This is a genomic window from Pseudoduganella lutea (assembly GCF_004209755.1).
Taxonomy (GTDB): domain Bacteria; phylum Pseudomonadota; class Gammaproteobacteria; order Burkholderiales; family Burkholderiaceae_D; genus Rugamonas; species Rugamonas lutea.
The window spans coordinates 2,190,454-2,214,655 of the sequence record NZ_CP035913.1; the positions used below are offsets into that span (position 1 = coordinate 2,190,454).

General features: G+C 56.7%; 11 protein-coding genes, 4 tRNA genes and 7 rRNA genes. 5 read left to right on the plus strand and 17 right to left on the minus strand.

All coding sequences use genetic code 11. The annotated features are described in order from the left end of the window. Positions 1-34 precede the first annotated feature (34 nt). Positions 35-676 (plus strand): glutathione S-transferase family protein, encoded by a 642-nt coding sequence (locus EWM63_RS09260; protein ID WP_130186268.1) that lies wholly within the window; start codon positions 35-37, stop codon positions 674-676. 152 nt (positions 677-828) lie between these two features. Here EWM63_RS09260 and EWM63_RS09265 read toward each other — a convergent pair whose 3' ends face one another. From EWM63_RS09265 to EWM63_RS09335, 15 genes are all read right to left on the minus strand, one after another. Next, a complete protein-coding gene (locus EWM63_RS09265; protein WP_130186269.1) occupies positions 829-1,284 on the minus strand; it encodes a hypothetical protein in 456 nt (151 codons plus the stop codon). Positions 1,285-1,453: 169 nt separating this feature from the next. Further along, positions 1,454-1,566 (minus strand): 5S ribosomal RNA (rrf, locus tag EWM63_RS09270). 121 nt (positions 1,567-1,687) lie between these two features. Continuing rightward, positions 1,688-1,800 (minus strand): 5S ribosomal RNA (gene rrf / locus EWM63_RS09275). Positions 1,801-1,944: 144 nt separating this feature from the next. Further along, positions 1,945-4,820 (minus strand): 23S ribosomal RNA (locus tag EWM63_RS09280). Positions 4,821-5,029: 209 nt separating this feature from the next. Further along, positions 5,030-5,105, minus strand: a tRNA-Ala gene (locus EWM63_RS09285). A 38-nt stretch (positions 5,106-5,143) separates the two neighbouring features. Then, positions 5,144-5,220, minus strand: a tRNA-Ile gene (locus EWM63_RS09290). Between the two features lie 107 nt (positions 5,221-5,327). Next, positions 5,328-6,858 (minus strand): 16S ribosomal RNA (locus EWM63_RS09295). The 16S, 23S and 5S rRNA genes sit together here with 2 tRNA genes alongside, the layout of an rRNA operon. Before the next feature lie 392 nt (positions 6,859-7,250). After that, entirely contained in the window at positions 7,251-9,596 is a 2,346-nt protein-coding gene (locus tag EWM63_RS09300; RefSeq protein ID WP_165390787.1) for a penicillin acylase family protein, read from the minus strand. A 134-nt stretch (positions 9,597-9,730) separates the two neighbouring features. After that, entirely contained in the window at positions 9,731-12,175 is a 2,445-nt protein-coding gene (locus EWM63_RS09305) for a penicillin acylase family protein (RefSeq protein ID WP_229487827.1), read from the minus strand. Between the two features lie 473 nt (positions 12,176-12,648). Further along, a 5S ribosomal RNA gene (gene rrf / locus EWM63_RS09310) occupies positions 12,649-12,761 on the minus strand. 143 nt (positions 12,762-12,904) lie between these two features. Further along, positions 12,905-15,780, minus strand: a 23S ribosomal RNA gene (locus EWM63_RS09315). A gap of 207 nt (positions 15,781-15,987) precedes the next feature. Continuing rightward, a tRNA-Ala gene (locus EWM63_RS09320) sits at positions 15,988-16,063 on the minus strand. A gap of 27 nt (positions 16,064-16,090) precedes the next feature. Beyond that, positions 16,091-16,167, minus strand: a tRNA-Ile gene (locus EWM63_RS09325). A gap of 97 nt (positions 16,168-16,264) precedes the next feature. Next, positions 16,265-17,795: ribosomal RNA gene (locus EWM63_RS09330) — 16S ribosomal RNA — on the minus strand. A gap of 390 nt (positions 17,796-18,185) precedes the next feature. After that, complete coding sequence (locus tag EWM63_RS09335) at positions 18,186-18,962, minus strand: enoyl-CoA hydratase (RefSeq protein WP_130186271.1); 777 nt, start codon at positions 18,960-18,962, stop codon at positions 18,186-18,188. An 89-nt stretch (positions 18,963-19,051) separates the two neighbouring features. On the opposite strand from EWM63_RS09335, the gene EWM63_RS09340 reads away from it, so the two are divergent. Next, entirely contained in the window at positions 19,052-20,323 is a 1,272-nt protein-coding gene (locus tag EWM63_RS09340) for an MFS transporter (RefSeq protein WP_130186272.1), read from the plus strand. 51 nt (positions 20,324-20,374) lie between these two features. Beyond that, the gene (locus EWM63_RS09345) at positions 20,375-20,812 is read left to right on the plus strand and encodes a universal stress protein (RefSeq protein ID WP_130186273.1); all 438 of its coding nucleotides are present in this window, start codon (positions 20,375-20,377) and stop codon (positions 20,810-20,812) included. A 6-nt stretch (positions 20,813-20,818) separates the two neighbouring features. Here EWM63_RS09345 and mltA read toward each other — a convergent pair whose 3' ends face one another. After that, positions 20,819-22,057, minus strand: coding sequence for a murein transglycosylase A (gene mltA / locus EWM63_RS09350; RefSeq protein WP_130186274.1), 1,239 nt, complete (start codon positions 22,055-22,057; stop codon positions 20,819-20,821). Positions 22,058-22,198: 141 nt separating this feature from the next. After that, a complete protein-coding gene (gene apaG / locus EWM63_RS09355; protein ID WP_130186275.1) occupies positions 22,199-22,573 on the minus strand; it encodes a Co2+/Mg2+ efflux facilitator ApaG/CorD in 375 nt (124 codons plus the stop codon). A gap of 184 nt (positions 22,574-22,757) precedes the next feature. On the opposite strand from apaG, the gene rpe reads away from it, so the two are divergent. Together rpe and EWM63_RS09365 are read left to right on the plus strand one after the other, a co-directional pair. After that, complete coding sequence (gene rpe, locus EWM63_RS09360) at positions 22,758-23,423, plus strand: ribulose-phosphate 3-epimerase (RefSeq protein ID WP_130186276.1); 666 nt, start codon at positions 22,758-22,760, stop codon at positions 23,421-23,423. 2 nt (positions 23,424-23,425) lie between these two features. Further along, on the plus strand, positions 23,426-24,175 hold the full coding sequence (locus EWM63_RS09365) for a phosphoglycolate phosphatase (RefSeq protein ID WP_130186277.1): 750 nt from the start codon (positions 23,426-23,428) through the stop codon (positions 24,173-24,175). Positions 24,176-24,202 lie beyond the last annotated feature (27 nt).

Below are 24,202 nucleotides of genomic sequence, written 5' to 3' on the forward strand. Positions count from 1 at the left end.
TATCATGACGATATGATAATCAACCGGAGGTTGCATGGTTCGTCTTCACTGCTTTGCCCAATCGGGAAACGCCTTCAAGGTGGCGTTCATGCTGCGTGCGCTGGATGTGCCGTTCGAGGCCGTTCATGTGGATTTCCTGAACGGGATTACTGCCGATCCAGCCTGGCGCGACGACCATAACGAGATGGGCGAAGCGCCCATCCTCGAAGACGGGCCGCTGCGCCTGACCCAGTCCGGGGCCATCCTCACTTACCTGGCGAAAAAGCACGGAAGGTTCGGCGGCGCCACCGAAAGCGAGCAGCTCGAAGTGCTGCGCTGGCTGCTGTTCGACAACCACAAGTTCACCAGCTACTTCGCCACCTACCGGTTCATGAAGGCGCTGGCGAAAACGCCGCCAGATCCTGCCATCATGAAGTTCCTGCTGGGCCGGATCGAAGGCGCCTTCAAGGTCGTCGACAAGCACCTGGCCACCCGCGAATACATCGTCGGCGACAACCCGACCATCGCGGATTTTTCGCTGAGCGGTTATCACTTCTTTCCGCAGGAAGAAAGCGGCATCGACGTGGCGGCGCGCTGGCCGAACATCGGCGCCTGGGTCGAGCGCCTGAAGGGTATTCCTGGCTGGGCATCGCCTTATGAAGTCATGCCGGGTGAGCAGTTGCCACCGCGGTGGTAGCAGGCTCGCGGCCGAGCGTTAGCGATTACCGGACCTTGTCGAGTTCTGAATACTTCGGGCTGCCGTAAGGTTGCCGATCAGTGCGACAGTACGATGCCGGTGAGTGAACTGCGAAATTTCATGCGACGTGCCTTCTACGTGAAGTCGGTAAGTTACTCGCCTTCTGCGCGTTGCATGTTATTGATATCCTGCGTTGGCACTTGCAGCCAGTCACGCTGGGCCGCCTCTATGGCGCCGCGTTCCTTGCGCGAGACTGCCAGCCATTTCTCTCCATATGATTTCCAGCGGCCATCCAGCCCTAAAACCGCGGAAATTTCGCACGTATCGCAACTGCCGCCGTTGTCGAACATGACAAGCAGATAGCGATTCGTGCCTGCAGCCACGCAGCGCAGCGACGAGGCGATACGCATTTCGTCATTGTCGTGCTCGTATTTGCGCAGATCGAGTGTCACAGGTTTTTTGCCCGGCTGGACAATACGCAGTTCCTGTTCGCCGCAGCCGCGATTCATCTGCACCACCGCGTTTTCGTCGATGTCGGGAGTCTGGCAATACGAGCGCACGGTGATCTTCGCCTCACCACACTGCGCATCATTGCCATACCAGTGCATTTCCGGCTCCGCCGCAGCGGCGAGACCATGGCACATGGATCAGTGAGGTCAGCCAATATTTACGAGTCTGCACACAATCGAATTCCCTGTCGACTGGTTGATTCAAGCACCACCATCGAAAAAAACAAAAGCCCCGGCAGCATGCGCTGGCGGGGCTCTCTAATAACTAGTCTGACGATAACCTACTTTCACACTGGTTGCAGCACTATCATCGGCGCATTATCGTTTCACGGTCCTGTTCGGGATGGGAAGGGGTGGTACCGACATGCTGTGGTCATCAGACTTGACCTGCTCGGCTCGCGCATTTGGCGCGGTGCCGGAATTCTGTTTTATTGCCTCGACTACTCTCACACTTAATGAAAAAGGCCACTGCGTTCACGCAGTGGCCCCTCTCGGTATAACAGCCTGACGATAACCTACTTTCACACTGGTTGCAGCACTATCATCGGCGCAAAGTCGTTTCACGGTCCTGTTCGGGATGGGAAGGGGTGGGACCGACTTGCTATGGTCATCAGGCATGACTTGTACGCAGTGCCGTTCCCTATGGGGCAACGTCACTGCTCAATCTGGAAGAAGTAAGTTTGGGTTGTAGTGTTGAACTACGTCTCATCAAAGAGTAAATGCAAGGAATCATCATTGATTCATAACCGTCAAGGTTATAGGGACAAGCCGTACGGGCAATTAGTATCAGTTAGCTTAATGCATTACTGCACTTCCACACCTGACCTATCAACGTCCTGGTCTCGAACGACCCTTCAAGGAGCTCAAGGCTCCGGGAAATCTCATCTTAAGGCAAGTTTCCCGCTTAGATGCTTTCAGCGGTTATCTCTTCCGAACTTAGCTACCCGGCAATGCCACTGGCGTGACAACCGGTACACCAGAGGTTCGTCCACTCCGGTCCTCTCGTACTAGGAGCAGCCCCCTTCAAATTTCCAACGCCCACGGCAGATAGGGACCAAACTGTCTCACGACGTTTTAAACCCAGCTCACGTACCACTTTAAATGGCGAACAGCCATACCCTTGGGACCGGCTACAGCCCCAGGATGTGATGAGCCGACATCGAGGTGCCAAACTCCCCCGTCGATATGAACTCTTGGGAGGAATCAGCCTGTTATCCCCAGAGTACCTTTTATCCGTTGAGCGATGGCCCTTCCATACAGAACCACCGGATCACTATGTCCTACTTTCGTACCTGCTCGACTTGTCGGTCTCGCAGTTAAGCACGCTTATGCCATTGCACTATTAGCACGATGTCCGACCGTACCTAGCGTACCTTCGAACTCCTCCGTTACACTTTAGGAGGAGACCGCCCCAGTCAAACTGCCTACCATGCACTGTCCCCGATCCGGATAACGGACCAAGGTTAGAACCTCAAACAAACCAGGGTGGTATTTCAAGGTTGGCTCCACGAGAACTGGCGTCCCCGCTTCAAAGCCTCCCACCTATCCTACACAGATTGGTTCAAAGTCCAATGCAAAGCTACAGTAAAGGTTCATGGGGTCTTTCCGTCTAGCCGCGGGTAGATTGCATCATCACAAACACTTCAACTTCGCTGAGTCTCGGGAGGAGACAGTGTGGCCATCGTTACGCCATTCGTGCAGGTCGGAACTTACCCGACAAGGAATTTCGCTACCTTAGGACCGTTATAGTTACGGCCGCCGTTTACTGGGACTTCAATCAAGAGCTTGCACCCCATCATTTAATCTTCCAGCACCGGGCAGGCGTCACACCCTATACGTCCACTTTCGTGTTTGCAGAGTGCTGTGTTTTTATTAAACAGTCGCAGCCACCATTTTATTGCAACCCTGTCACCCTTCTGCAGTAAAGCAGTCAAGCTACTGGGGCGTACCTTTTCCCGAAGTTACGGTACCAATTTGCCGAGTTCCTTCTCCCGAGTTCTCTCAAGCGCCTTAGAATACTCATCTCGCCCACCTGTGTCGGTTTGCGGTACGGTCTCGTATGACTGAAGCTTAGAGGCTTTTCTTGGAACCACTTCCGATTGCTACAGGATCAATGATCCTTCGTCCCAGTCCCTTGAATTACGTGCCCGGATTTGCCTAAGCACCTTCTATGAACCAGAAACTGACTATTCCAACAGTCAGACAACCTTCCGCGATCCGTCCCCCCATCGCATCATACGACGGTGCAGGAATATTAACCTGCTTCCCATCAGCTACGCATCTCTGCCTCGCCTTAGGGGCCGACTCACCCTGCTCCGATGAACGTTGAACAGGAAACCTTGGGCTTACGGCGTGCGGGCTTTTCACCCGCATTATCGCTACTCATGTCAGCATTCGCACTTCTGATACCTCCAGCATCCTTTACAAGACACCTTCGCAGGCTTACAGAACGCTCTCCTACCATATGCATAAATGCATATCCGCAGCTTCGGTGACTGGCTTAGCCCCGTTACATCTTCCGCGCAGGACGACTCGATCAGTGAGCTATTACGCTTTCTTTAAATGATGGCTGCTTCTAAGCCAACATCCTGACTGTTTTAGCCTTCCCACTTCGTTTTCCACTTAGCCAATCTTTGGGACCTTAGCTGGCGGTCTGGGTTGTTTCCCTCTTGACACCGGACGTTAGCACCCGATGTCTGTCTCCCAAGCTCGCACTCATCGGTATTCGGAGTTTGCAATGGTTTGGTAAGTCGCGATGACCCCCTAGCCATAACAGTGCTCTACCCCCGATGGTGATACTTGAGGCACTACCTAAATAGTTTTCGGAGAGAACCAGCTATTTCCAAGTTTGTTTAGCCTTTCACCCCTATCCACAGCTCATCCCCTAATTTTTCAACATTAGTGGGTTCGGTCCTCCAGTGCGTGTTACCGCACCTTCAACCTGGCCATGGATAGATCACTTGGTTTCGGGTCTACACCCAGCAACTAACGCCCTGTTCGGACTCGATTTCTCTGCGGCTCCCCTATTCGGTTAACCTCGCTACTGAATGTAAGTCGCTGACCCATTATACAAAAGGTACGCCGTCACGGAACAAGTCCGCTCCGACTGTTTGTATGCACACGGTTTCAGGATCTATTTCACTCCCCTCCCGGGGTTCTTTTCGCCTTTCCCTCACGGTACTGGTTCACTATCGGTCGATTACGAGTATTTAGCCTTGGAGGATGGTCCCCCCATATTCAGACAGGATTTCTCGTGTCCCGCCCTACTTGTCGCATGCTTAGTACCACCGGTCTGGTTTCGCGTACGGGGCTATCACCCGCTATGGCCGCAGTTTCCAATGCGTTCCACTACCAGTCCGACTATCACATGCAGGCTCTTCCCATTTCGCTCGCCACTACTTTGGGAATCTCGGTTGATTTCTTTTCCTGCAGCTACTTAGATGTTTCAGTTCGCCGCGTTCGCTTCACACACCTATGTATTCAGTGAGTGATGACCTATAAGGCCGGGTTTCCCCATTCGGAAATCTTCGGATCAATGCTCGTTTGTCAGCTCCCCGAAGCTTATCGCAGACTTCTACGTCCTTCATCGCCTGTAATCGCCAAGGCATCCACCATGTGCACTTATTCACTTGTCCCTATAACCTTGACGGCTATAGCTACAAGCATTTACTACTGTGTTTGATGAGTTTTTTGTATGCGTCCTTTCGGACACTACCCTAAGTGTGCGATGTCTCGCACGCTTAATAAAACTTTACTTCTTCCAGATTGTTAAAGAACGAAACAGCAGTGATCTCTAAAAGATCAAATCTAAATCTCAGGACTTAGATTTGACATCTCAAAAACTTGGTGGAGGATGACGGGATCGAACCGACGACCCCCTGCTTGCAAAGCAGGTGCTCTCCCAGCTGAGCTAATCCCCCGGGGATACAACTTGTGCACGATATTGATAGATACGACGTGGTGGGTCTGGTTGGGCTCGAACCAACGACCCCCGCGTTATCAACACGGTGCTCTAACCAGCTGAGCTACAGACCCGCGTAGTTGATACCTGCGTACCTAGCGGTGCTACTGTTTCTTCTTCATTCGACAGTCGATAAGTGTGAGCGTTTGATGCACGATCTTGCGATCCGTGCCAACTCTAGAAAGGAGGTGATCCAGCCGCACCTTCCGATACGGCTACCTTGTTACGACTTCACCCCAGTCACGAATCCTACCGTGGTAAGCGCCCTCCTTACGGTTAAGCTACCTACTTCTGGTAAAACCCGCTCCCATGGTGTGACGGGCGGTGTGTACAAGACCCGGGAACGTATTCACCGCGACATGCTGATCCGCGATTACTAGCGATTCCAACTTCATGCAGTCGAGTTGCAGACTACAATCCGGACTACGATACACTTTCTGGGATTAGCTCCCCCTCGCGGGTTGGCGGCCCTCTGTATGTACCATTGTATGACGTGTGAAGCCCTACCCATAAGGGCCATGAGGACTTGACGTCATCCCCACCTTCCTCCGGTTTGTCACCGGCAGTCTCATTAGAGTGCTCTTTCGTAGCAACTAATGACAAGGGTTGCGCTCGTTGCGGGACTTAACCCAACATCTCACGACACGAGCTGACGACAGCCATGCAGCACCTGTGTTCAGGTTCCCTTTCGGGCACTCCCGGATCTCTCCAGGATTCCTGACATGTCAAGGGTAGGTAAGGTTTTTCGCGTTGCATCGAATTAATCCACATCATCCACCGCTTGTGCGGGTCCCCGTCAATTCCTTTGAGTTTTAATCTTGCGACCGTACTCCCCAGGCGGTCTACTTCACGCGTTAGCTGCGTTACTAAGTCAATTAAGACCCAACAACTAGTAGACATCGTTTAGGGCGTGGACTACCAGGGTATCTAATCCTGTTTGCTCCCCACGCTTTCGTGCATGAGCGTCAGTCTTGACCCAGGGGGCTGCCTTCGCCATCGGTGTTCCTCCACATCTCTACGCATTTCACTGCTACACGTGGAATTCTACCCCCCTCTGCCAAACTCTAGCCTTGCAGTCTCCATTGCCATTCCCAGGTTAAGCCCGGGGATTTCACAACAGACTTACAAAACCGCCTGCGCACGCTTTACGCCCAGTAATTCCGATTAACGCTTGCACCCTACGTATTACCGCGGCTGCTGGCACGTAGTTAGCCGGTGCTTATTCTTCAGGTACCGTCATGAGGCACGGATATTAGCCGTACCCTTTTCTTCCCTGACAAAAGAGCTTTACAACCCGAAGGCCTTCTTCACTCACGCGGCATTGCTGGATCAGGGTTGCCCCCATTGTCCAAAATTCCCCACTGCTGCCTCCCGTAGGAGTCTGGACCGTGTCTCAGTTCCAGTGTGGCTGGTCGTCCTCTCAGACCAGCTACTGATCGTCGCCTTGGTGAGCCTTTACCTCACCAACTAGCTAATCAGATATCGGCCGCTCCAGGAGCACAAGGCCTTGCGGTCCCCTGCTTTCATCCTTGGATCGTATGCGGTATTAGCGTAACTTTCGCTACGTTATCCCCCACTCTTGGGCACGTTCCGATATATTACTCACCCGTTCGCCACTCGCCGCCAGGCCGAAGCCCGCGCTGCCGTTCGACTTGCATGTGTAAAGCATGCCGCCAGCGTTCAATCTGAGCCAGGATCAAACTCTTCAGTTTAATCTCTGTTTTATGTCGTTTCCGACATGGTCACTCACTCAAATAACTGACGAATCATCCGAAGATGATTACGTTTATTACTTGTGTAAGCGTTTGTTGCTATATTTTGAGCATTCCGGATCGAAGTCCGGAGGCACATCACATCAAACGCCCACACTTATCGACTGTTGATTGTTAAAGAATTCTTCGCTTTTCAGCGGTTCTGCATTTCGGGATCAACCCGTAGACAAATCGTTGTGTTTGTCAGCAGCAGAGAGGCAAGATTATCGAGTGTTTCGTGCGATTCGTCAAGCTTCTTTCTGCCCCGCCTCAACTTGCTTGTTTCACTTTCGTGACAGCTGCGTTGCTGCGAGGGACAGAACTATAACAAACGCACTGCTCGTCGGCAAGGGCTATTTTTCAGAAACTGTCGCCCGCTGATAGCCTCCATCCTCCTCTATTTGTTCCCGCGTGAATGGCAATGGCACGAGGCGCTTCTCGGCGTACAACGGCAGCTGGTCCGCATAGTACGGCGAGGCGGGATCGGTCGACTGGCCATACGCGAGCAGCCCCCGTGCGACAGGCCCGTTGTTATCGAAGCCGACCAGTTGCAGATAGCTGGTACCCCATGCCACGTCCCGATAGCCCTGCTCCGTCAATGGGGACTTCATGTGCAATGCGTTGTAGACAGCATCGATGTCACCGATCCCGCCGTGAACTGGATACCGCACGTTTTGGCGCACTTCGACCTGGTGCTCGCCCAGCGCGGCATCCAGTGGCATGCCCAGCGCCGACAATCGCAATGCGGTTTCCCGCAACGCCGCAAGCATTGGTGCGAGCGCCGCAGGGGCCACACCGCGCGGTGTATGCACCGGATCGGCTGCATCGAACGGCACGGCCCACTTGTCGGGAATGTCGGCAGCCTCCAGCCAGAATTCGCGGAACAGGACCGCACCCTTGCTGTCAAGGTTGACTCTACGGTCCCAGCCGGCGATCGCCGCGCACGCGGCAGCCAGGTGCTGGTCCATTGTGCCGCGGCAGCCCGCCAGCAGGTCGGGCACCACGAGCTCCGCGGCATGGACCCGGTTTGAAAACAGCAGCGCTTCCAGGTCGTCGATCCCGAGGCGGCCGCGCTCGGCCAACCGTTCGTCCAGTTGCAGGAATCCCAGGCGGGTACGCAGGTGCTGCGGCACGCCGACTGGACCATACAAGGGCGAAAAGCCGCTGCCTGGTCCAGTCAACAATTGACGGCTGTTGGTCAGCCAATAGCCGTCGTTCGAATTGGCCACGTAGTCGCGCCGGATCAGCGCCGGCGCGCTGCTGCCGGCGAATATGCCGGGTGGGGCATTGGTGTCCTGACCCCAATGGCAAGTCTTGCGGGATCCATCGAATACCAGCAACGGCGCGAACAGCAGGCAGTCGGGCGCAAACTTTTCCGGTACGACGTGGGGCACCACGCTGTAGTCGACGAAGAGCGCATTGCCATGCCGGTCCGCGGCGATGGTGTTCACCCACGGCAGCCCCATGCGGCCCATCGCCGTCTGCAGAGCCGGAGCGCCGTCGGCCTTGCCCATCGCGATCCACTGCTCGATCAGGCGCGTGTTATGGCGATTGGGATCACCAAGCACGAGCATTGCGTTCTCGCCCAGCGGCAATCCCGCCGCCGCCATTTCAATGCCCAGCGCCGTGTCGCGGAATGTCTTGCGCTTGGTGCGGAGTGTACCGTCGGCCTGCAGCGATTGCACTGTAACGACCCGCGTCGATATTTTTGTCGGCACGCCGTCCAGCAGGTAGGTTGAACCGCTGGGGTCGCTGTTGTCCAGCTGCAGGCGGAACGTGGTGAAGTGCGCAGCCTTCGTTACCGTATGGGTCCAGGCAACGTCCTTGTTGAAACCGATGACGACGATCGGAATGCCGCCCAGGCTCACGCCCATCGCGTCATAAACGCCTGGCACGGTCAGGTGCACCTGATAGAACCGGTCGGTGTTGAACCAGGGGTAGTGAGGATTGGCCAGCAAGATTCCCCTGCCATCGATGGACGCGTCGCCGCCCAGTGCGATCGCATTGCTGCCGAGACCTTCGTTATTCCGGGCGGGGAATGGAGCGTCGCCACTTGCCGGGCCTTGCTGTTCGTCCCGCGCGGCTGCCACGATCTCGCGCGCAAACAACTGGCCGGAGGCATGCAGTGCCTTCTCCGCGATCATCAGGCGGACGTCATCGACCGTGATCGGCTTTACCCAGGCGGCACCCCGGCAGGCAGCCGGCAGGTCGCCCGCCTTTTCCCGCAAATAGCGGTTATATCCCGCCGCATAACCCGACAACAGCGCAGTCGCCTCGGCGCTCCCCTCCTGGTAGCCGCCGCGCAGCCGCTCGGGATCGAGATAGGCCTTGAAGAAAAAGTCGCTTTCTTCATTGCGCAGGTCGAAATTGTGCAGGTTGAGGTAGTCGATGACGACGCTGTATTCGCCGTCCACGCCGGCCGTCGGTTTCGCCTCGCCGCCGAAGTAGCGGGATCGCTCGCCGCGAACGGTAAGGATGCTGTCCGCCAGCATGCACACATTATCCTGCGCATATGCGTAAGCCAGCCCGAACCCGAGGCCGGCGAAGTCGCTTGCACGGATATGCACGATGCCATGGGAAGTGCGCGTCACTTCGGCGGTCAGGCCGGCGCGCCCGGCCGGGGCCGGTGGCGCGCCGTGGCTGTTTCCATCGCAGGCCGCCAACAGCCAGCACGGCAGAAAACACAGTATCGCGATCATCGATATCCGCATGATAGTCCCCCATGTGTCGACCCATCATGGAGAAGCGGGTACCAACGATCTTGACAGGTATCAAACGCGCGCACGTAACTTGCCGCTTGACTGATACCTGCTTTCGGACTTGCGTTGCGAGTTCAGCGCTCGGTCAATACCTGCGAACCGATGCGCTCGGCCTTGATCTGGGCTTCCGTGAACGGCAACCCAGGCAGGCGCTTTTGCGTGAACAGGGGCAGCTGGTCGGCGTAGTACGGCGACTTGGGATTGACCGACTGCCCATACACGAGCAAACCTTTCGCTACGGGACCCGAGTTGTCGAACCCTACCAGCTGGACATAGCTGGTACCCCACTCGACATCCTGGTAGCCCCTCGATGTCAGCGTGCCGCGCATGGTCAGCGTGTTGTACGTTCCATCCTCGTCGCCCTGGCCACCATGGAGTGCATGGCGCTTGTTGTTGCGCAGCTCCGTCTGGTAGTCACCCAGGCGGCCATACAGCGGCATACCCAAGGATTGCAGCTTTGCGCTGGCGGTACGCAGCGCTGTCATCAGTGCTGGGTGCGTGGACGTGGCGATGTCGCGCGGCGTATTGACCGGATCGGCGGGATTGAACGGCGTTGCCCACAGATTCGGCGTGGTACGGGCGATGTTCCAGAATTCGCGGAACAGCACCGTGCCGCGGCTGTCGACATCCGCCTTCCTGTCCCACGCTGCCAATGTCGCACAAGGCGCGAGCGCGCGCACATCGAGCGACTTCACGCAGGCTTGCAACAGCGATGGCATCACCAGGTCCGCCGCATAGACGCGGTTATCGAACATCAGCTGCTGCACGTCGTCCATTCGCAGGAACTGGCGCTCCACGAGCATGTTCTCGATCTGCCTGAAGCCGAGGCGCGTCCGCAGCGTTTGCATCGTGCCGGCCTGGCCGTACAGCGGTGAATAGCCGAATGGCGCGGGACCGGTCAAGGGCTCTTTCGCATTGCTCAGCCAATATGAATCGTTCGAATTGGCCACATAATCCTGGCGCACGGTTGCCGGCGCATTGGCTTCGCCGAAGATGCCTGCCGGCGCGTCGGGGTCTTGCCCCCAGCCGCAGGCACTGGTGCTGCCGTTGAAGGCAAGCAGTTCAGGGACGATCAGGCATTCGGACTCAGGCATGAATTTGTCGGTCGTCATGTGGGGCACCACGCTGCCGTCGCTATACAGCGCATTGCCCTTGCGGTCCGCCGCGACCGTATTCACCCATGGCAAACCCTTCACCGCGTGGATTGCGCTCTGCAGTTCGTTGACGTCGCCAGCCTGGCCCATTTTCAGCCACTGTTCCGCGAGGCGGGTATTGCTGCGGTTGGCGTCGCCGAGCACGAACGCGCTTTGGGACGTCCAGCCGATGCCGGCCTGCGGCAGGACGATCACCGCGCCTTGGTGGCTGAAATAAAAGGTGCGCTTCTTCACTGCCAGCGAGCCATCCTGCTGGAGCACGTCGACGGTCACGGTGCGCTCCGTCATCTTGCGCGGAGCGCCATCGAAATAATAGGTCGTACCGGTAGGGTCGGATGGATCGAGCGCCAGACCGAACGTCGTAAAGTGCCGCGCGGCAGTCACGGTATGCGTCCACGCGACATTCCGGTTGAAGCCGATGGAAACGACCGGCAAGCCGCCGAGGCTGACGCCCATCGCATCGTAACGCCCAGGAATGGTCAGGTGCACCTGGTAAAAGCGGTCGGTGCTGGTCCACGGATAGTGCGGATTGCCGAGCAGGATACCCTTGCCATTCGCGCTGGCTTCACTGCCGATCGCCAATGCATTGCTGCCGACACCGGCGGGAATACCGGTCGGCATCGCGCTAACGGCTTTTGGCATGACCTTCGCCAGGCTGACCGGCTCATCCGGATCGCGCGATGCCCCCACGATAGCGGCGGCAAACGCCTCGCCGCTCGCATGCAGCGCCTTTTCCGCAATCATCAGGTAAACGTCGTCGACTGTGATCGGCTTCACCCATGCAGCGCCCTTGCACGCGGCAGGAAGGTTGCCAGGTTTATCCTTCAAGTAGCGGTTGTATCCCTCCGCAAAACCGGCCAGCAATTCACCCACGTCGGCCGAACCAGCCGCATAACCTGCGCGCAATTGCTCAAGGTCGATATAACCCTTGAAGAAAAAGTCACTTTGCTCATTCGGCAGCTTGAAGAAAGTATCGAGTGCTGCGCCATACTCGCCGTTTTTCGGCTGGGTGGCGGGTGCGTTTCCACCAAAGTAACGGGAGCGCTCGCCGCGTACGGTCAGAATAGTATCGGCAAGCATGCAGACGTTATCTTCCGCATATGCATACGCGGCGCCATAACCCAGGCTGCGGTAGTCAGTCGCCTTGACGTGGACTACCCCGCGAGTAGTACGCGTGATTTCCGTGCGCACAGGAGCGGCCGCGGCAGCATAGTCGGCTGCAACCAGGGCAGTCACTAGCGAGACTGTTGTAAGCTTCATTGAACCTCCAAAGATATCGTTATTAGAAATTTGTTCTGCGAGGATATCAGCGTGCGAGCTCTGCCACAGATGGAGGCTTGCAAATAAATATTTTTGACGCAACATCCAAGCCGCGCGATGTTATATGTTCTAATTGTCGATCCGCCTTCGACATTCAAATCCCAGCCTTGAAATTCCACTGAAGAAATTCATCGCAATTTCTAAAATGGAATAATTGGATAATATGGGAAATATTAATTTCCTGTATGGCAGGATGTTTTGACAATGCGACTATCCCGGTAGAGCGCTTGGACAACACTGCTTATTTGACACAGTACGGATACTGTTCTGCTCGCAGCGATAAGCTGCAGGCATCTCCAGTTCCGCTACAGGTTTCTACCGATCCAGGCTTTTTCGATCTGATAGCAAAAAACCCCACCAGCACACGCTGGCGGGGTTTTACTTGTACAGCCCAAAACCAGTGACAGGCACCAAAAATTTTGAAACATTTCCCAGAAACCGGGGTCTGTCACCGGTTTTCAAATCGCCAAAGCAAAAAACCCCGCCAGCACATGCTAACGGGGTTTTTCTATATAACAGCCTGACGATAACCTACTTTCACACTGGTTGCAGCACTATCATCGGCGCAAAGTCGTTTCACGGTCCTGTTCGGGATGGGAAGGGGTGGGACCGACTTGCTATGGTCATCAGGCATGACTTGTACGCAGTGCCGTTCCCTATGGGGCAACGTCACTGCTCAATCCGGAAGAAGTAAAGTTGGGTTGTAGTATTTAAATACATCTCATCAAAGAGTAAATGCAAGGAATCATCATGATTCATAACCGTCAAGGTTATAGGGACAAGCCGTACGGGCAATTAGTATCAGTTAGCTTAATGCATTACTGCACTTCCACACCTGACCTATCAACGTCCTGGTCTCGAACGACCCTTCAAGGAGCTCAAGGCTCCGGGAAATCTCATCTTAAGGCAAGTTTCCCGCTTAGATGCTTTCAGCGGTTATCTCTTCCGAACTTAGCTACCCGGCAATGCCACTGGCGTGACAACCGGTACACCAGAGGTTCGTCCACTCCGGTCCTCTCGTACTAGGAGCAGCCCCCTTCAAATTTCCAACGCCCACGGCAGATAGGGACCAAACTGTCTCACGACGTTTTAAACCCAGCTCACGTACCACTTTAAATGGCGAACAGCCATACCCTTGGGACCGGCTACAGCCCCAGGATGTGATGAGCCGACATCGAGGTGCCAAACTCCCCCGTCGATATGAACTCTTGGGAGGAATCAGCCTGTTATCCCCAGAGTACCTTTTATCCGTTGAGCGATGGCCCTTCCATACAGAACCACCGGATCACTATGTCCTACTTTCGTACCTGCTCGACTTGTCGGTCTCGCAGTTAAGCACGCTTATGCCATTGCACTATTAGCACGATGTCCGACCGTACCTAGCGTACCTTCGAACTCCTCCGTTACACTTTAGGAGGAGACCGCCCCAGTCAAACTGCCTACCATGCACTGTCCCCGATCCGGATAACGGACCAAGGTTAGAACCTCAAACAAACCAGGGTGGTATTTCAAGGTTGGCTCCACGAGAACTGGCGTCCCCGCTTCAAAGCCTCCCACCTATCCTACACAGATTGGTTCAAAGTCCAATGCAAAGCTACAGTAAAGGTTCATGGGGTCTTTCCGTCTAGCCGCGGGTAGATTGCATCATCACAAACACTTCAACTTCGCTGAGTCTCGGGAGGAGACAGTGTGGCCATCGTTACGCCATTCGTGCAGGTCGGAACTTACCCGACAAGGAATTTCGCTACCTTAGGACCGTTATAGTTACGGCCGCCGTTTACTGGGACTTCAATCAAGAGCTTGCACCCCATCATTTAATCTTCCAGCACCGGGCAGGCGTCACACCCTATACGTCCACTTTCGTGTTTGCAGAGTGCTGTGTTTTTATTAAACAGTCGCAGCCACCATTTTATTGCAACCCTGTCACCCTTCCACAGTAAAGTGGTCAAGCTACTGGGGCGTACCTTTTCCCGAAGTTACGGTACCAATTTGCCGAGTTCCTTCTCCCGAGTTCTCTCAAGCGCCTTAGAATACTCATCTCGCCCACCTGTGTCGGTTTGCGGTACGGTCTCGTATGACTGAAGCTTAGAGGCTTTTCTTGGAACCACTTCCGATTGCTACAGGATCAATGATCCTTCGTCCCAGTCCCTTGAATTACGTGCCCGGATTTGCCTAAGCACCTTCTATGAACCAGAAACTGACTATTCCAACAGTCAGACAACCTTCCGCGATCCGTCCCCCCATCGCATCATACGACGGTGCAGGAATATTAACCTGCTTCCCATCAGCTACGCATCTCTGCCTCGCCTTAGGGGCCGACTCACCCTGCTCCGATGAACGTTGAACAGGAAACCTTGGGCTTACGGCGTGCGGGCTTTTCACCCGCATTATCGCTACTCATGTCAGCATTCGCACTTCTGATACCTCCAGCATCCTTTACAAGACACCTTCGCAGGCTTACAGAACGCTCTCCTACCATATGCATAAATGCATATCCGCAGCTTCGGTGACTGGCTTAGCCCCGTTACATCTTCCGCGCAGGACGACTCGATCAGTGAGCTATTACGCTTTCTTTAAATGATGGCTGCTTCTAAGCCAACATCCTGACTGTTTTAGCCTTCCCACTTCGTTTTCCACTTAGCCAATCTTTGGGACCTTAGCTGGCGGTCTGGGTTGTTTCCCTCTTGACACCGGACGTTAGCACCCGATGTCTGTCTCCCAAGCTCGCACTCATCGGTATTCGGAGTTTGCAATGGTTTGGTAAGTCGCGATGACCCCCTAGCCATAACAGTGCTCTACCCCCGATGGTGATACTTGAGGCACTACCTAAATAGTTTTCGGAGAGAACCAGCTATTTCCAAGTTTGTTTAGCCTTTCACCCCTATCCACAGCTCATCCCCTAATTTTTCAACATTAGTGGGTTCGGTCCTCCAGTGCGTGTTACCGCACCTTCAACCTGGCCATGGATAGATCACTTGGTTTCGGGTCTACACCCAGCAACTAGCGCCCTGTTCGGACTCGATTTCTCTGCGGCTCCCCTATATGGTTAACCTCGCTACTGAATGTAAGTCGCTGACCCATTATACAAAAGGTACGCCGTCACGGAACAAGTCCGCTCCGACTGTTTGTATGCACACGGTTTCAGGATCTATTTCACTCCCCTCCCGGGGTTCTTTTCGCCTTTCCCTCACGGTACTGGTTCACTATCGGTCGATTACGAGTATTTAGCCTTGGAGGATGGTCCCCCCATATTCAGACAGGATTTCTCGTGTCCCGCCCTACTTGTCGCATGCTTAGTACCACCGGTCTGGTTTCGCGTACGGGGCTATCACCCGCTATGGCCGCAGTTTCCAATGCGTTCCACTACCAGTCCGACTATCACATGCAGGCTCTTCCCATTTCGCTCGCCACTACTTTGGGAATCTCGGTTGATTTCTTTTCCTGCAGCTACTTAGATGTTTCAGTTCGCCGCGTTCGCTTCACACACCTATGTATTCAGTGAGTGATGACCTATAAGGCCGGGTTTCCCCATTCGGAAATCTTCGGATCAATGCTCGTTTGTCAGCTCCCCGAAGCTTATCGCAGACTTCTACGTCCTTCATCGCCTGTAATCGCCAAGGCATCCACCATGTGCACTTATTCACTTGTCCCTATAACCTTGACGGCTATAGCTACAAGCATTTACTACTGTGTTTGATGAGTTTTTTGTATGCGTCCTTTCGGACACTACCCTAAGTGTGCGATGTCTCGCACGCTTAATAAAACTTTACTTCTTCCAGATTGTTAAAGAACGAAACAGCAGTGATCTCTAAAAGATCAAATCTAAATCTCAGGACTTAGATTTGACATCTTAAACTTGGTGGAGGATGACGGGATCGAACCGACGACCCCCTGCTTGCAAAGCAGGTGCTCTCCCAGCTGAGCTAATCCCCCATGGGATACAACTTTGTGCTTGATACGTGGTGGGTCTGGTTGGGCTCGAACCAACGACCCCCGCGTTATCAACACGGTGCTCTAACCAGCTGAGCTACAGACCCGCATTGTTACCTAGCGGTGCTACTGTTTCTTCTTCATTCGACAGTCGATAAGTGTGAGCGTTTGATGCACGATCTTGACGATCCGTGCCGACTCTAGAAAGGAGGTGATCCAGCCGCACCTTCCGATACGGCTACCTTGTTACGACTTCACCCCAGTCACGAATCCTACCGTGGTAAGCGCCCTCCTTGCGGTTAAGCTACCTACTTCTGGTAAAACCCGCTCCCATGGTGTGACGGGCGGTGTGTACAAGACCCGGGAACGTATTCACCGCGACATGCTGATCCGCGATTACTAGCGATTCCAACTTCATGCAGTCGAGTTGCAGACTACAATCCGGACTACGATACACTTTCTGGGATTAGCTCCCCCTCGCGGGTTGGCGGCCCTCTGTATGTACCATTGTATGACGTGTGAAGCCCTACCCATAAGGGCCATGAGGACTTGACGTCATCCCCACCTTCCTCCGGTTTGTCACCGGCAGTCTCATTAGAGTGCTCTTTCGTAGCAACTAATGACAAGGGTTGCGCTCGTTGCGGGACTTAACCCAACATCTCACGACACGAGCTGACGACAGCCATGCAGCACCTGTGTTCAGGCTCCCTTTCGGGCACTCCCGGATCTCTCCAGGATTCCTGACATGTCAAGGGTAGGTAAGGTTTTTCGCGTTGCATCGAATTAATCCACATCATCCACCGCTTGTGCGGGTCCCCGTCAATTCCTTTGAGTTTTAATCTTGCGACCGTACTCCCCAGGCGGTCTACTTCACGCGTTAGCTGCGTTACTAAGTCAATTAAGACCCAACAACTAGTAGACATCGTTTAGGGCGTGGACTACCAGGGTATCTAATCCTGTTTGCTCCCCACGCTTTCGTGCATGAGCGTCAGTCTTGACCCAGGGGGCTGCCTTCGCCATCGGTGTTCCTCCACATCTCTACGCATTTCACTGCTACACGTGGAATTCTACCCCCCTCTGCCAAACTCTAGCCTTGCAGTCTCCATTGCCATTCCCAGGTTAAGCCCGGGGATTTCACAACAGACTTACAAAACCGCCTGCGCACGCTTTACGCCCAGTAATTCCGATTAACGCTTGCACCCTACGTATTACCGCGGCTGCTGGCACGTAGTTAGCCGGTGCTTATTCTTCAGGTACCGTCATGAGGCACGGATATTAGCCGTACCCTTTTCTTCCCTGACAAAAGAGCTTTACAACCCGAAGGCCTTCTTCACTCACGCGGCATTGCTGGATCAGGGTTGCCCCCATTGTCCAAAATTCCCCACTGCTGCCTCCCGTAGGAGTCTGGACCGTGTCTCAGTTCCAGTGTGGCTGGTCGTCCTCTCAGACCAGCTACTGATCGTCGCCTTGGTGAGCCTTTACCTCACCAACTAGCTAATCAGATATCGGCCGCTCCAGGAGCACAAGGCCTTGCGGTCCCCTGCTTTCATCCTTGGATCGTATGCGGTATTAGCGTAACTTTCGCTACGTTATCCCCCACTCTTGGGCACGTTCCGATATATTACTCACCCGTTCGCCACTCGCCGCCAGGCCGAAGCCCGCGCTGCCGTTCGACTTGCATGTGTAAAGCATGCCGCCAGCGTTCAATCTGAGCCAGGATCAAACTCTTCAGTTTAATCTCTGTTTTCGCGAACCACCGAAATGGTTCTTATCAGTCCACTGGACTGATAAGCTCACTCAAATAACTGACGAATCATCCGAAGATGATTACATTTATTACTTGTGTAAGCGTTTGTTGCTATATTTTGAGCATTCCGAACCGAAGTCCGGAGGCACATCACATCAAACGCCCACACTTATCGACTGTTGATTGTTAAAGAATTCTTCGCTTTTCAGCGGTTCTGCATTTCGGGATCAACCCGTAGACAAATCGTTGTGTTTGTCAGCAGCAGAGAGGCAAGATTATCGAGTGTTTCGTGCGATTCGTCAAGCTTCTTTCTGCCCCGCCTCAACTTGCTTGTTTCACTTTCGTGACAGCTGCGTTGCTGCGAGGGACAGAACTATATCAAAGCCCCTCGAAGTTTGGCAAGCGCTTTTCGAGGAAGGCATGCATGCCTTCGCGTTGGGCCGGCGTGCCGAACGCGGCATGGAACAGCCGGCGCTCGTAGCGCACACCTTCCGTCAGCGGTATTTCATAGGCGACGTTAACCGCCTCCTTGATCTGCATGGCCACCGACAGCGGCATCGAGGCGATCGTAGTTGCCGCCGCCAGCGCTTCTTCAAGCAGCTTGTCCGCCGGGACCACGCGCGATACGAGGCCGGTGCGCTCCGCTTCCGCCGCATCGATGGTACGTGCCGTCAGCAGCATGTCCATCGCCTTGGCCTTGCCAACCGCACGGGGCAGCCGCTGCGTGGCGCCGGCGCCCGGCGTGACACCGATCTTGATTTCCGGCTGGCCGAATTTCGCCGTGTCCGCCGCGATCACGAAATCGCACATCATCGCCAGTTCGCAGCCGCCGCCCAGCGCATAGCCGGCGACCGCGCCGATGACCGGCGTGCGCACCTTCAGGATGTGCTCCCAGTTGCGGGTAATGTAGTTGTCCCGGTAAGTGTCCTGGTAGGTGTAGTCGATCATCGCCGGAATGTCCGCGCCTGCCGCGAAGGCCTTTTCGCTGCCGGTCAAGACGATGCAGCCGATCTGCGGATCCTTGTCGAAGCCGGCGAATGCCTCGCCCAGCTCGTTCATCATGCGGTCATTCAGCGCATTGAGCGCCTTGGGTCGGTTCAGGCGGATCAGCGCCACCTTGCCATGGACTTCGACGATCAGGTCTTCATATTGCATGCTTTTCTCCGGGACGATTCGATCGGGCGATTGTAGCGCCATCAGCGAGGCATTCCCATACCGCCATGGCTGCTATGATCCGCCAACCGATGGCCCTACCACTTCTCTCCTCGATCGTCGAACGCTGGCGCAGCGATGCGCTCCTGTCCAGTACCGACTTCCGCCGCTACTGGGCCAGCATGGTGCTGACGAGCTTTGGCTCGCAGATTGGCACGCTTGCTCTACCCCTCTGCGCGGTATTGCTGCTGCACGCGACGCCGGCGCAAATGGGCATGCTGACCGCCTGCCAGGCAATTCCGTTCGCGATTCTTGCGCTGCCCGCGGGCGTACTGCTGGACCGCAGCCGCAAGCTGCCGATCCTGCTGGGCAGCAAGGCAGCCCAGGGCATTTCACTCGCCTCGATTCCCGTCGCGTGGTGGTTCGACCTGCTGGGCATGCCGTGGCTGTATGCGGTGGCAGCCGTCCAGGGCGCATGCAGTGTCATCGGCGGCGGCGCGGAGCAAATTTTCCTCACGCTGCTTGTTGGCCGCGAGAGGATGGTCGAAGCACAGTCCCGCTTCGCCAGCACCGATTCCATTTCGCGCCTGCTGGCGCCCGGCCTTGCCGGCATCCTGATCCAGTGGCTGACGGCACCGGTGGCGATCATCGCCAACGCGGCCACGTTCTTCATCTCGGTCTGGAACATCGGCCGCGTGAAGATGCGCGAAGCAGTGCCGCCGCGCAGCGAGCGGCATCCGCTGCACGACGTTCGCGCCGGCTTTGCCTTCATCTGGAAACAGCCGCTGCTGCGGGCGCTGGCCTGGGTCGCCGGCGCCTGGCACATCCTTTTCTATGGCTACTCGGCGCTGCTCGTGCTGTTCGCCACGCGCGAGCTGGGCATGAGCGCGGGCACGCTCGGCATGGCGCAGATGCTCGGCGGGATGGGCGTCTTCGTCAGTTCCCTGCTGTTGCGGCCATTGAACCGGCGCTATGGCGCCGGCATCACCATCATGATCGGCACGGCATCCATGGCGCTCGGCTTCGTGCTGATGCCGCTGATCCCCCGCGACCTGTTCGGCGATGCCCGGTTCAGTGCGGCAGCCTATGCCGTACTGATATTCTTCTTCGACCTGGGAGCCATGCTGTTCTTCGTGCCCTACCAGGCGCTGCGCCAGAGCGTGACTCCGGATGAGATGCTGGGCCGGATGATCTCCACGATGCGTTTCCTGACGGTGGCGGTAGCGCCGCTGGGTGCGCTCGTTGCCGGCTATGCGGGCGACCATCTCGGCGTGCGGCCGGCGTTGTACTGCATTGCCGTGGGTGGCGTGCTGCTGACCGCCGGGGTAGTCTCATCGCGCGCGATCCGAAGCGTGCGCCCCTGACACGATGCTGGCAATACACTGGTGCATTGCCAACTTTGCAAGGGGACCATCATGTTCAAGAACATCCTGTTACCCACCGATGGGTCCGACCTGGCCGTAAAAGCCACCGACCTCGCGATCCGCTTCGCCCAGGTGCATGGCGCGCGCATCATCTCGATCTGCGTGGCCCAGCCGTTCCCGTTCGTGCCGATGGCCGAAGGCGCGGTGGTACCGGACGCGGCAGTGTTTGAAACCCAGATCGCCACCACCGCCCAGGCGCACATCAACAAGGTGGCGGCTGCGTGCGCCACGGCCGGCGTGCCGTTCGAAGGCGTCGTCGTCAATTCCCACACGCCGTACAAGGAAATCATCGATGCCGCGCAAAAGCACAATTGCGACATCATCCTGATGGCCTCGCACGGCCGCACGGGCTTGAACAAACTGTTCCTTGGCAGCGAAACGCAGAAAGTGCTGGCGCACACGGAGCTGCCGGTACTGGTGCTTCGTTAATCTGTCCTAGCGGGTCTGGCGCGGCAGCAGCACCCATACTTCGCCGCGCTGCTTCATCCGGCCCGCGTTCTCCGCCGCTTCGGTTCCGAAGCCAAAGAAGAAGTCGACCCGGATGGCGCCGCGAATCGCGCCACCGGTGTCCTGCGCCATCACGAGCCGCTGCAGCGGAATCTCGCTGGCGGCCTGCGTGGTGGACAGGTACAGGGGCACGCCGGCGGGTATCTGCGTCGTGTCCACGGCCACCGAGCGCTGCGGCGTCAATGGCACACCCAGCGAACCTTTCGGCCCCACGTTCGGGTCCGGCAGTTTTTCCTCCCTGAAGAATACATAGCTCGGATTGACGTTCAGCAGTTCCTGCCTGCGCGTCGGGTGACCGGCGATCCACGCCTTGATGCCCTGGGCGGACGCCTGCTCGGAAGTCAGCTCGCCCTGCTCGATCAGCCACTTGCCGATCGACTTGTAGGGATGGCCGTTCTGGTCGGCATACGCCACGCGCACGGTTTCGCCACTGTCGAGCTGGACGCGGCCGGAGCCCTGCACCTCGAGGAAGAACGCTTCCACCGGGTCGTCGACCCACAGCAGTTCCTTGCCACTGAAATCGGCACGCGCGATCTCGGCACGGCTGGCGTACGGCACCACCTTCCTGCCCTGCAGCCGACCGCGCAACCTCTTGCCCTTCAGTTCCGGATAAACGCCGGCCAGGTCGATCGTCAGCATATCGTCCGGCACTTTATATAGAGGCGTCTGGTACGGGCCACCCTGCCTGCGCGCACCGCGCAGCAACGGCTCGTAGTAGCCGGTGACCAGGCCGCTGTCAGCACCGTCCGGCGCGATCACGCGATGCGGCACGAGGAAGGTTTCAAAGAACAGCCGCACGGCTCGCTCGTCACCGGCGTTGACGGTGCGGGCGATCGCGCAGGCCTCCTTCCACTCCGCGCGCCTGCCGATCACGGAACAGGACGACTGGAAGGCGGGCCAGGCGGCACGCAAGTCGTCGCGCGACCAGCCTGGCAGATCGGAAAAGCTGCCTGGCACGAACGCCGTTTTCGATGGCGGCGCCGGCGGCTGGGCCGGCTCCGCGGGTGGCTGGGGCACAGACGGGGGCACCGGCTGGGGCGCCGGCTGCGGTACCGGTGAAGGCTGGGGCGCGGGCGGCGCCACGCAACCGGCGAGCAGGACTGCCGATACGGCGATGCAGCTCAACGGCTGGAAAATACGGGGTAGACTACGGCGTACGAAAAACATGGAGGCGGTATGTGGATTCTGATAGTCGAGGCGTTGGTGGCGCTGTTCCTGCTCGTGTTCATCGTCTGGTGGACGATGCCGGGAAAGAAAAAGACGCCGCCGGCCAAACGGCCGGACCAGCCTGAATGATGCGATTGTAGATCAGTGGAGCGAGTGCGGCAGCGTGAGCACGAATTCCGGAATCTTGACTTCGAACTGGTGGCCATCCTCGGCCACACAGAAGTATTCTCCTACCATCGACCCCTGCGGCGTCTGCAATGCCGTGCCGCTCGTGTATTCGAACTGTTCGCCCGGCTGCAGCAATGGCTGGTGCCCCACCACGCCGAGGCCGCGCACTTCCTGCTTGTGATTGTTCGCGTCGGTAATCACCCAATGCCGCGAGATCAACTGCGCGGCGACCGTGCCGGTGTTCCTGATCGTGATCGAGTACGTGAACACGAAGTTGGTGCGTTCCGGATCGGACTGTTCAGGCAGGAACTGGGTCCTGACCGACACATCGAATGCATATTGGGCCATCGGTAATCCTTTGTTGCCGGCGCATTCGCCAGGATTCGCCATGGAATGTGCCGAAATTTCAAATGTAGCGTTTTATTAACCTGGTTGCACATTGCACCCGAATTCGCTCCGTTGCGCAAGGTGCGCTCCGCACATAACGGGAGAGCAGCGTAAAATAACGCATCTTTTTGCCATCCCCCCTGTCATGACTACTTTCCGCATCGCCCCCAGCATCCTGTCCGCCGACTTCGCCCGCCTGGGCGAGGAAGTGAAGAACGTCGTCGCCGCCGGCGCCGACATCATCCACTTCGACGTGATGGACAATCACTATGTGCCGAACCTCACGATCGGCCCGCTGGTACTCCAGGCGATCCGCCCGCATGTGCAGGTGCCGATCGACGTGCACCTGATGGTCAAGCCGGTCGACCGCATCATTCCCGACTTTGCCAAGGCGGGCGCGAACATCATCACGTTCCACCCCGAAGCATCCGAGCACATCGACCGCTCGCTGCAGCTGATCCGCGACAACGGCTGCAAGGCCGGCCTCGTGTTCAACCCGACCACGCCCCTGCATTACATCGAACATGTGATGGACAAGATCGACATGATCCTGATTATGTCGATCAATCCGGGCTTTGGGGGCCAGACGTTCATTCCGCAAACGCTGAAGAAAATCGCGCAGGCCCGCCGCCTGATCGACGAGTCGGGCCGCGACATCCTGCTGGAAGTCGATGGCGGGATCAAGATCGACAACATTGCCGAGGTGGCAAAGGCTGGTGCGGACACGTTCGTGGCCGGCTCGGCGATCTTCGGCAAGCCCGACTACAAGGCCGTCATCGACGCGATGCGCACCCAACTGGCGACGGTGTAAGCATGACGGCGGCAGCTCACCCCCTGGCCGGCGTGCGCGCCGCCATCATCGACCTGGACGGCACGATGCTCGACACCGTGCCGGACTTCCACGTGGCCATCAACCGCATGCGCGAAGAGCTGGGCCTGGAAGCCATCACGGCCGAGCAGATCAAGAACATGGTTGGCAAGGGCTCGGAAAACCTGATCCGCAGCGTGCTGTCGCTCGACCATGACGATGCCGCCGTCGAACAGCACTTCGCCGCGGCGATGGACGCCTACCAGCGGCACTACCTGGCGATCAATGGCCACCACAGCACGCTGTATCCAGACGTGGCCGCCGGCCTGACGGAACTGAAGGATGCCGGCATCCGCCTCGCCTGTGTGACGAACAAGCCGCTCGCATTCGCCTTGCCGCTGCTGAAGCTGAAGGAACTCGATGGCTACTTCGAGGTGATCTACGGCGGCGATTCGTTCGAGAAGAAAAAGCCCGATCCGCTGCCGCTGATGAAAGCGTGCGAATACTTCGGCCTGCCGCCGCACCAGGTGGTGGCGATCGGCGACTCGTCGAACGACGCGCAGGCGGCCCGCGCGGCCGGTTGCCCGGTGCTGACGGTGCCGTATGGCTATAACCACGGCGAGTCTATACACGAGACGGATTCCGATGGTATAGTGGAAACGCTGCTGCATGCTGCACAGTTAATCAACGCGCACAATCAGCAGAATCAATCTCAAGCGAATCAATCTCAGCCGGATCAACCGGCTGCAACTTAAAACCGAACGCTCGTCAAACGATGTTTC

Excerpts from the sequence above, each read along its gene's own strand:
- EWM63_RS09260 (WP_130186268.1), top strand. The coding sequence starts at position 35 with ATGGTTCGTCTTCACTGCTTTGCCCAATCGGGAAACGCCTTCAAGGTG.
- EWM63_RS09265 (WP_130186269.1), bottom strand. The coding sequence starts at position 1,284 with ATGCACTGGTATGGCAATGATGCGCAGTGTGGTGAGGCGAAGATCACC.
- EWM63_RS09300 (WP_165390787.1), bottom strand. The coding sequence starts at position 9,596 with ATGATCGCGATACTGTGTTTTCTGCCGTGCTGGCTGTTGGCGGCCTGC.
- EWM63_RS09305 (WP_229487827.1), bottom strand. The coding sequence starts at position 12,175 with ATGTTGCGTCAAAAATATTTATTTGCAAGCCTCCATCTGTGGCAGAGC.
- EWM63_RS09335 (WP_130186271.1), bottom strand. The coding sequence starts at position 18,962 with ATGCAATATGAAGACCTGATCGTCGAAGTCCATGGCAAGGTGGCGCTG.
- EWM63_RS09340 (WP_130186272.1), top strand. The coding sequence starts at position 19,052 with ATGGCCCTACCACTTCTCTCCTCGATCGTCGAACGCTGGCGCAGCGAT.
- EWM63_RS09345 (WP_130186273.1), top strand. The coding sequence starts at position 20,375 with ATGTTCAAGAACATCCTGTTACCCACCGATGGGTCCGACCTGGCCGTA.
- mltA (WP_130186274.1), bottom strand. The coding sequence starts at position 22,057 with ATGTTTTTCGTACGCCGTAGTCTACCCCGTATTTTCCAGCCGTTGAGC.
- apaG (WP_130186275.1), bottom strand. The coding sequence starts at position 22,573 with ATGGCCCAATATGCATTCGATGTGTCGGTCAGGACCCAGTTCCTGCCT.
- rpe (WP_130186276.1), top strand. The coding sequence starts at position 22,758 with ATGACTACTTTCCGCATCGCCCCCAGCATCCTGTCCGCCGACTTCGCC.
- EWM63_RS09365 (WP_130186277.1), top strand. The coding sequence starts at position 23,426 with ATGACGGCGGCAGCTCACCCCCTGGCCGGCGTGCGCGCCGCCATCATC.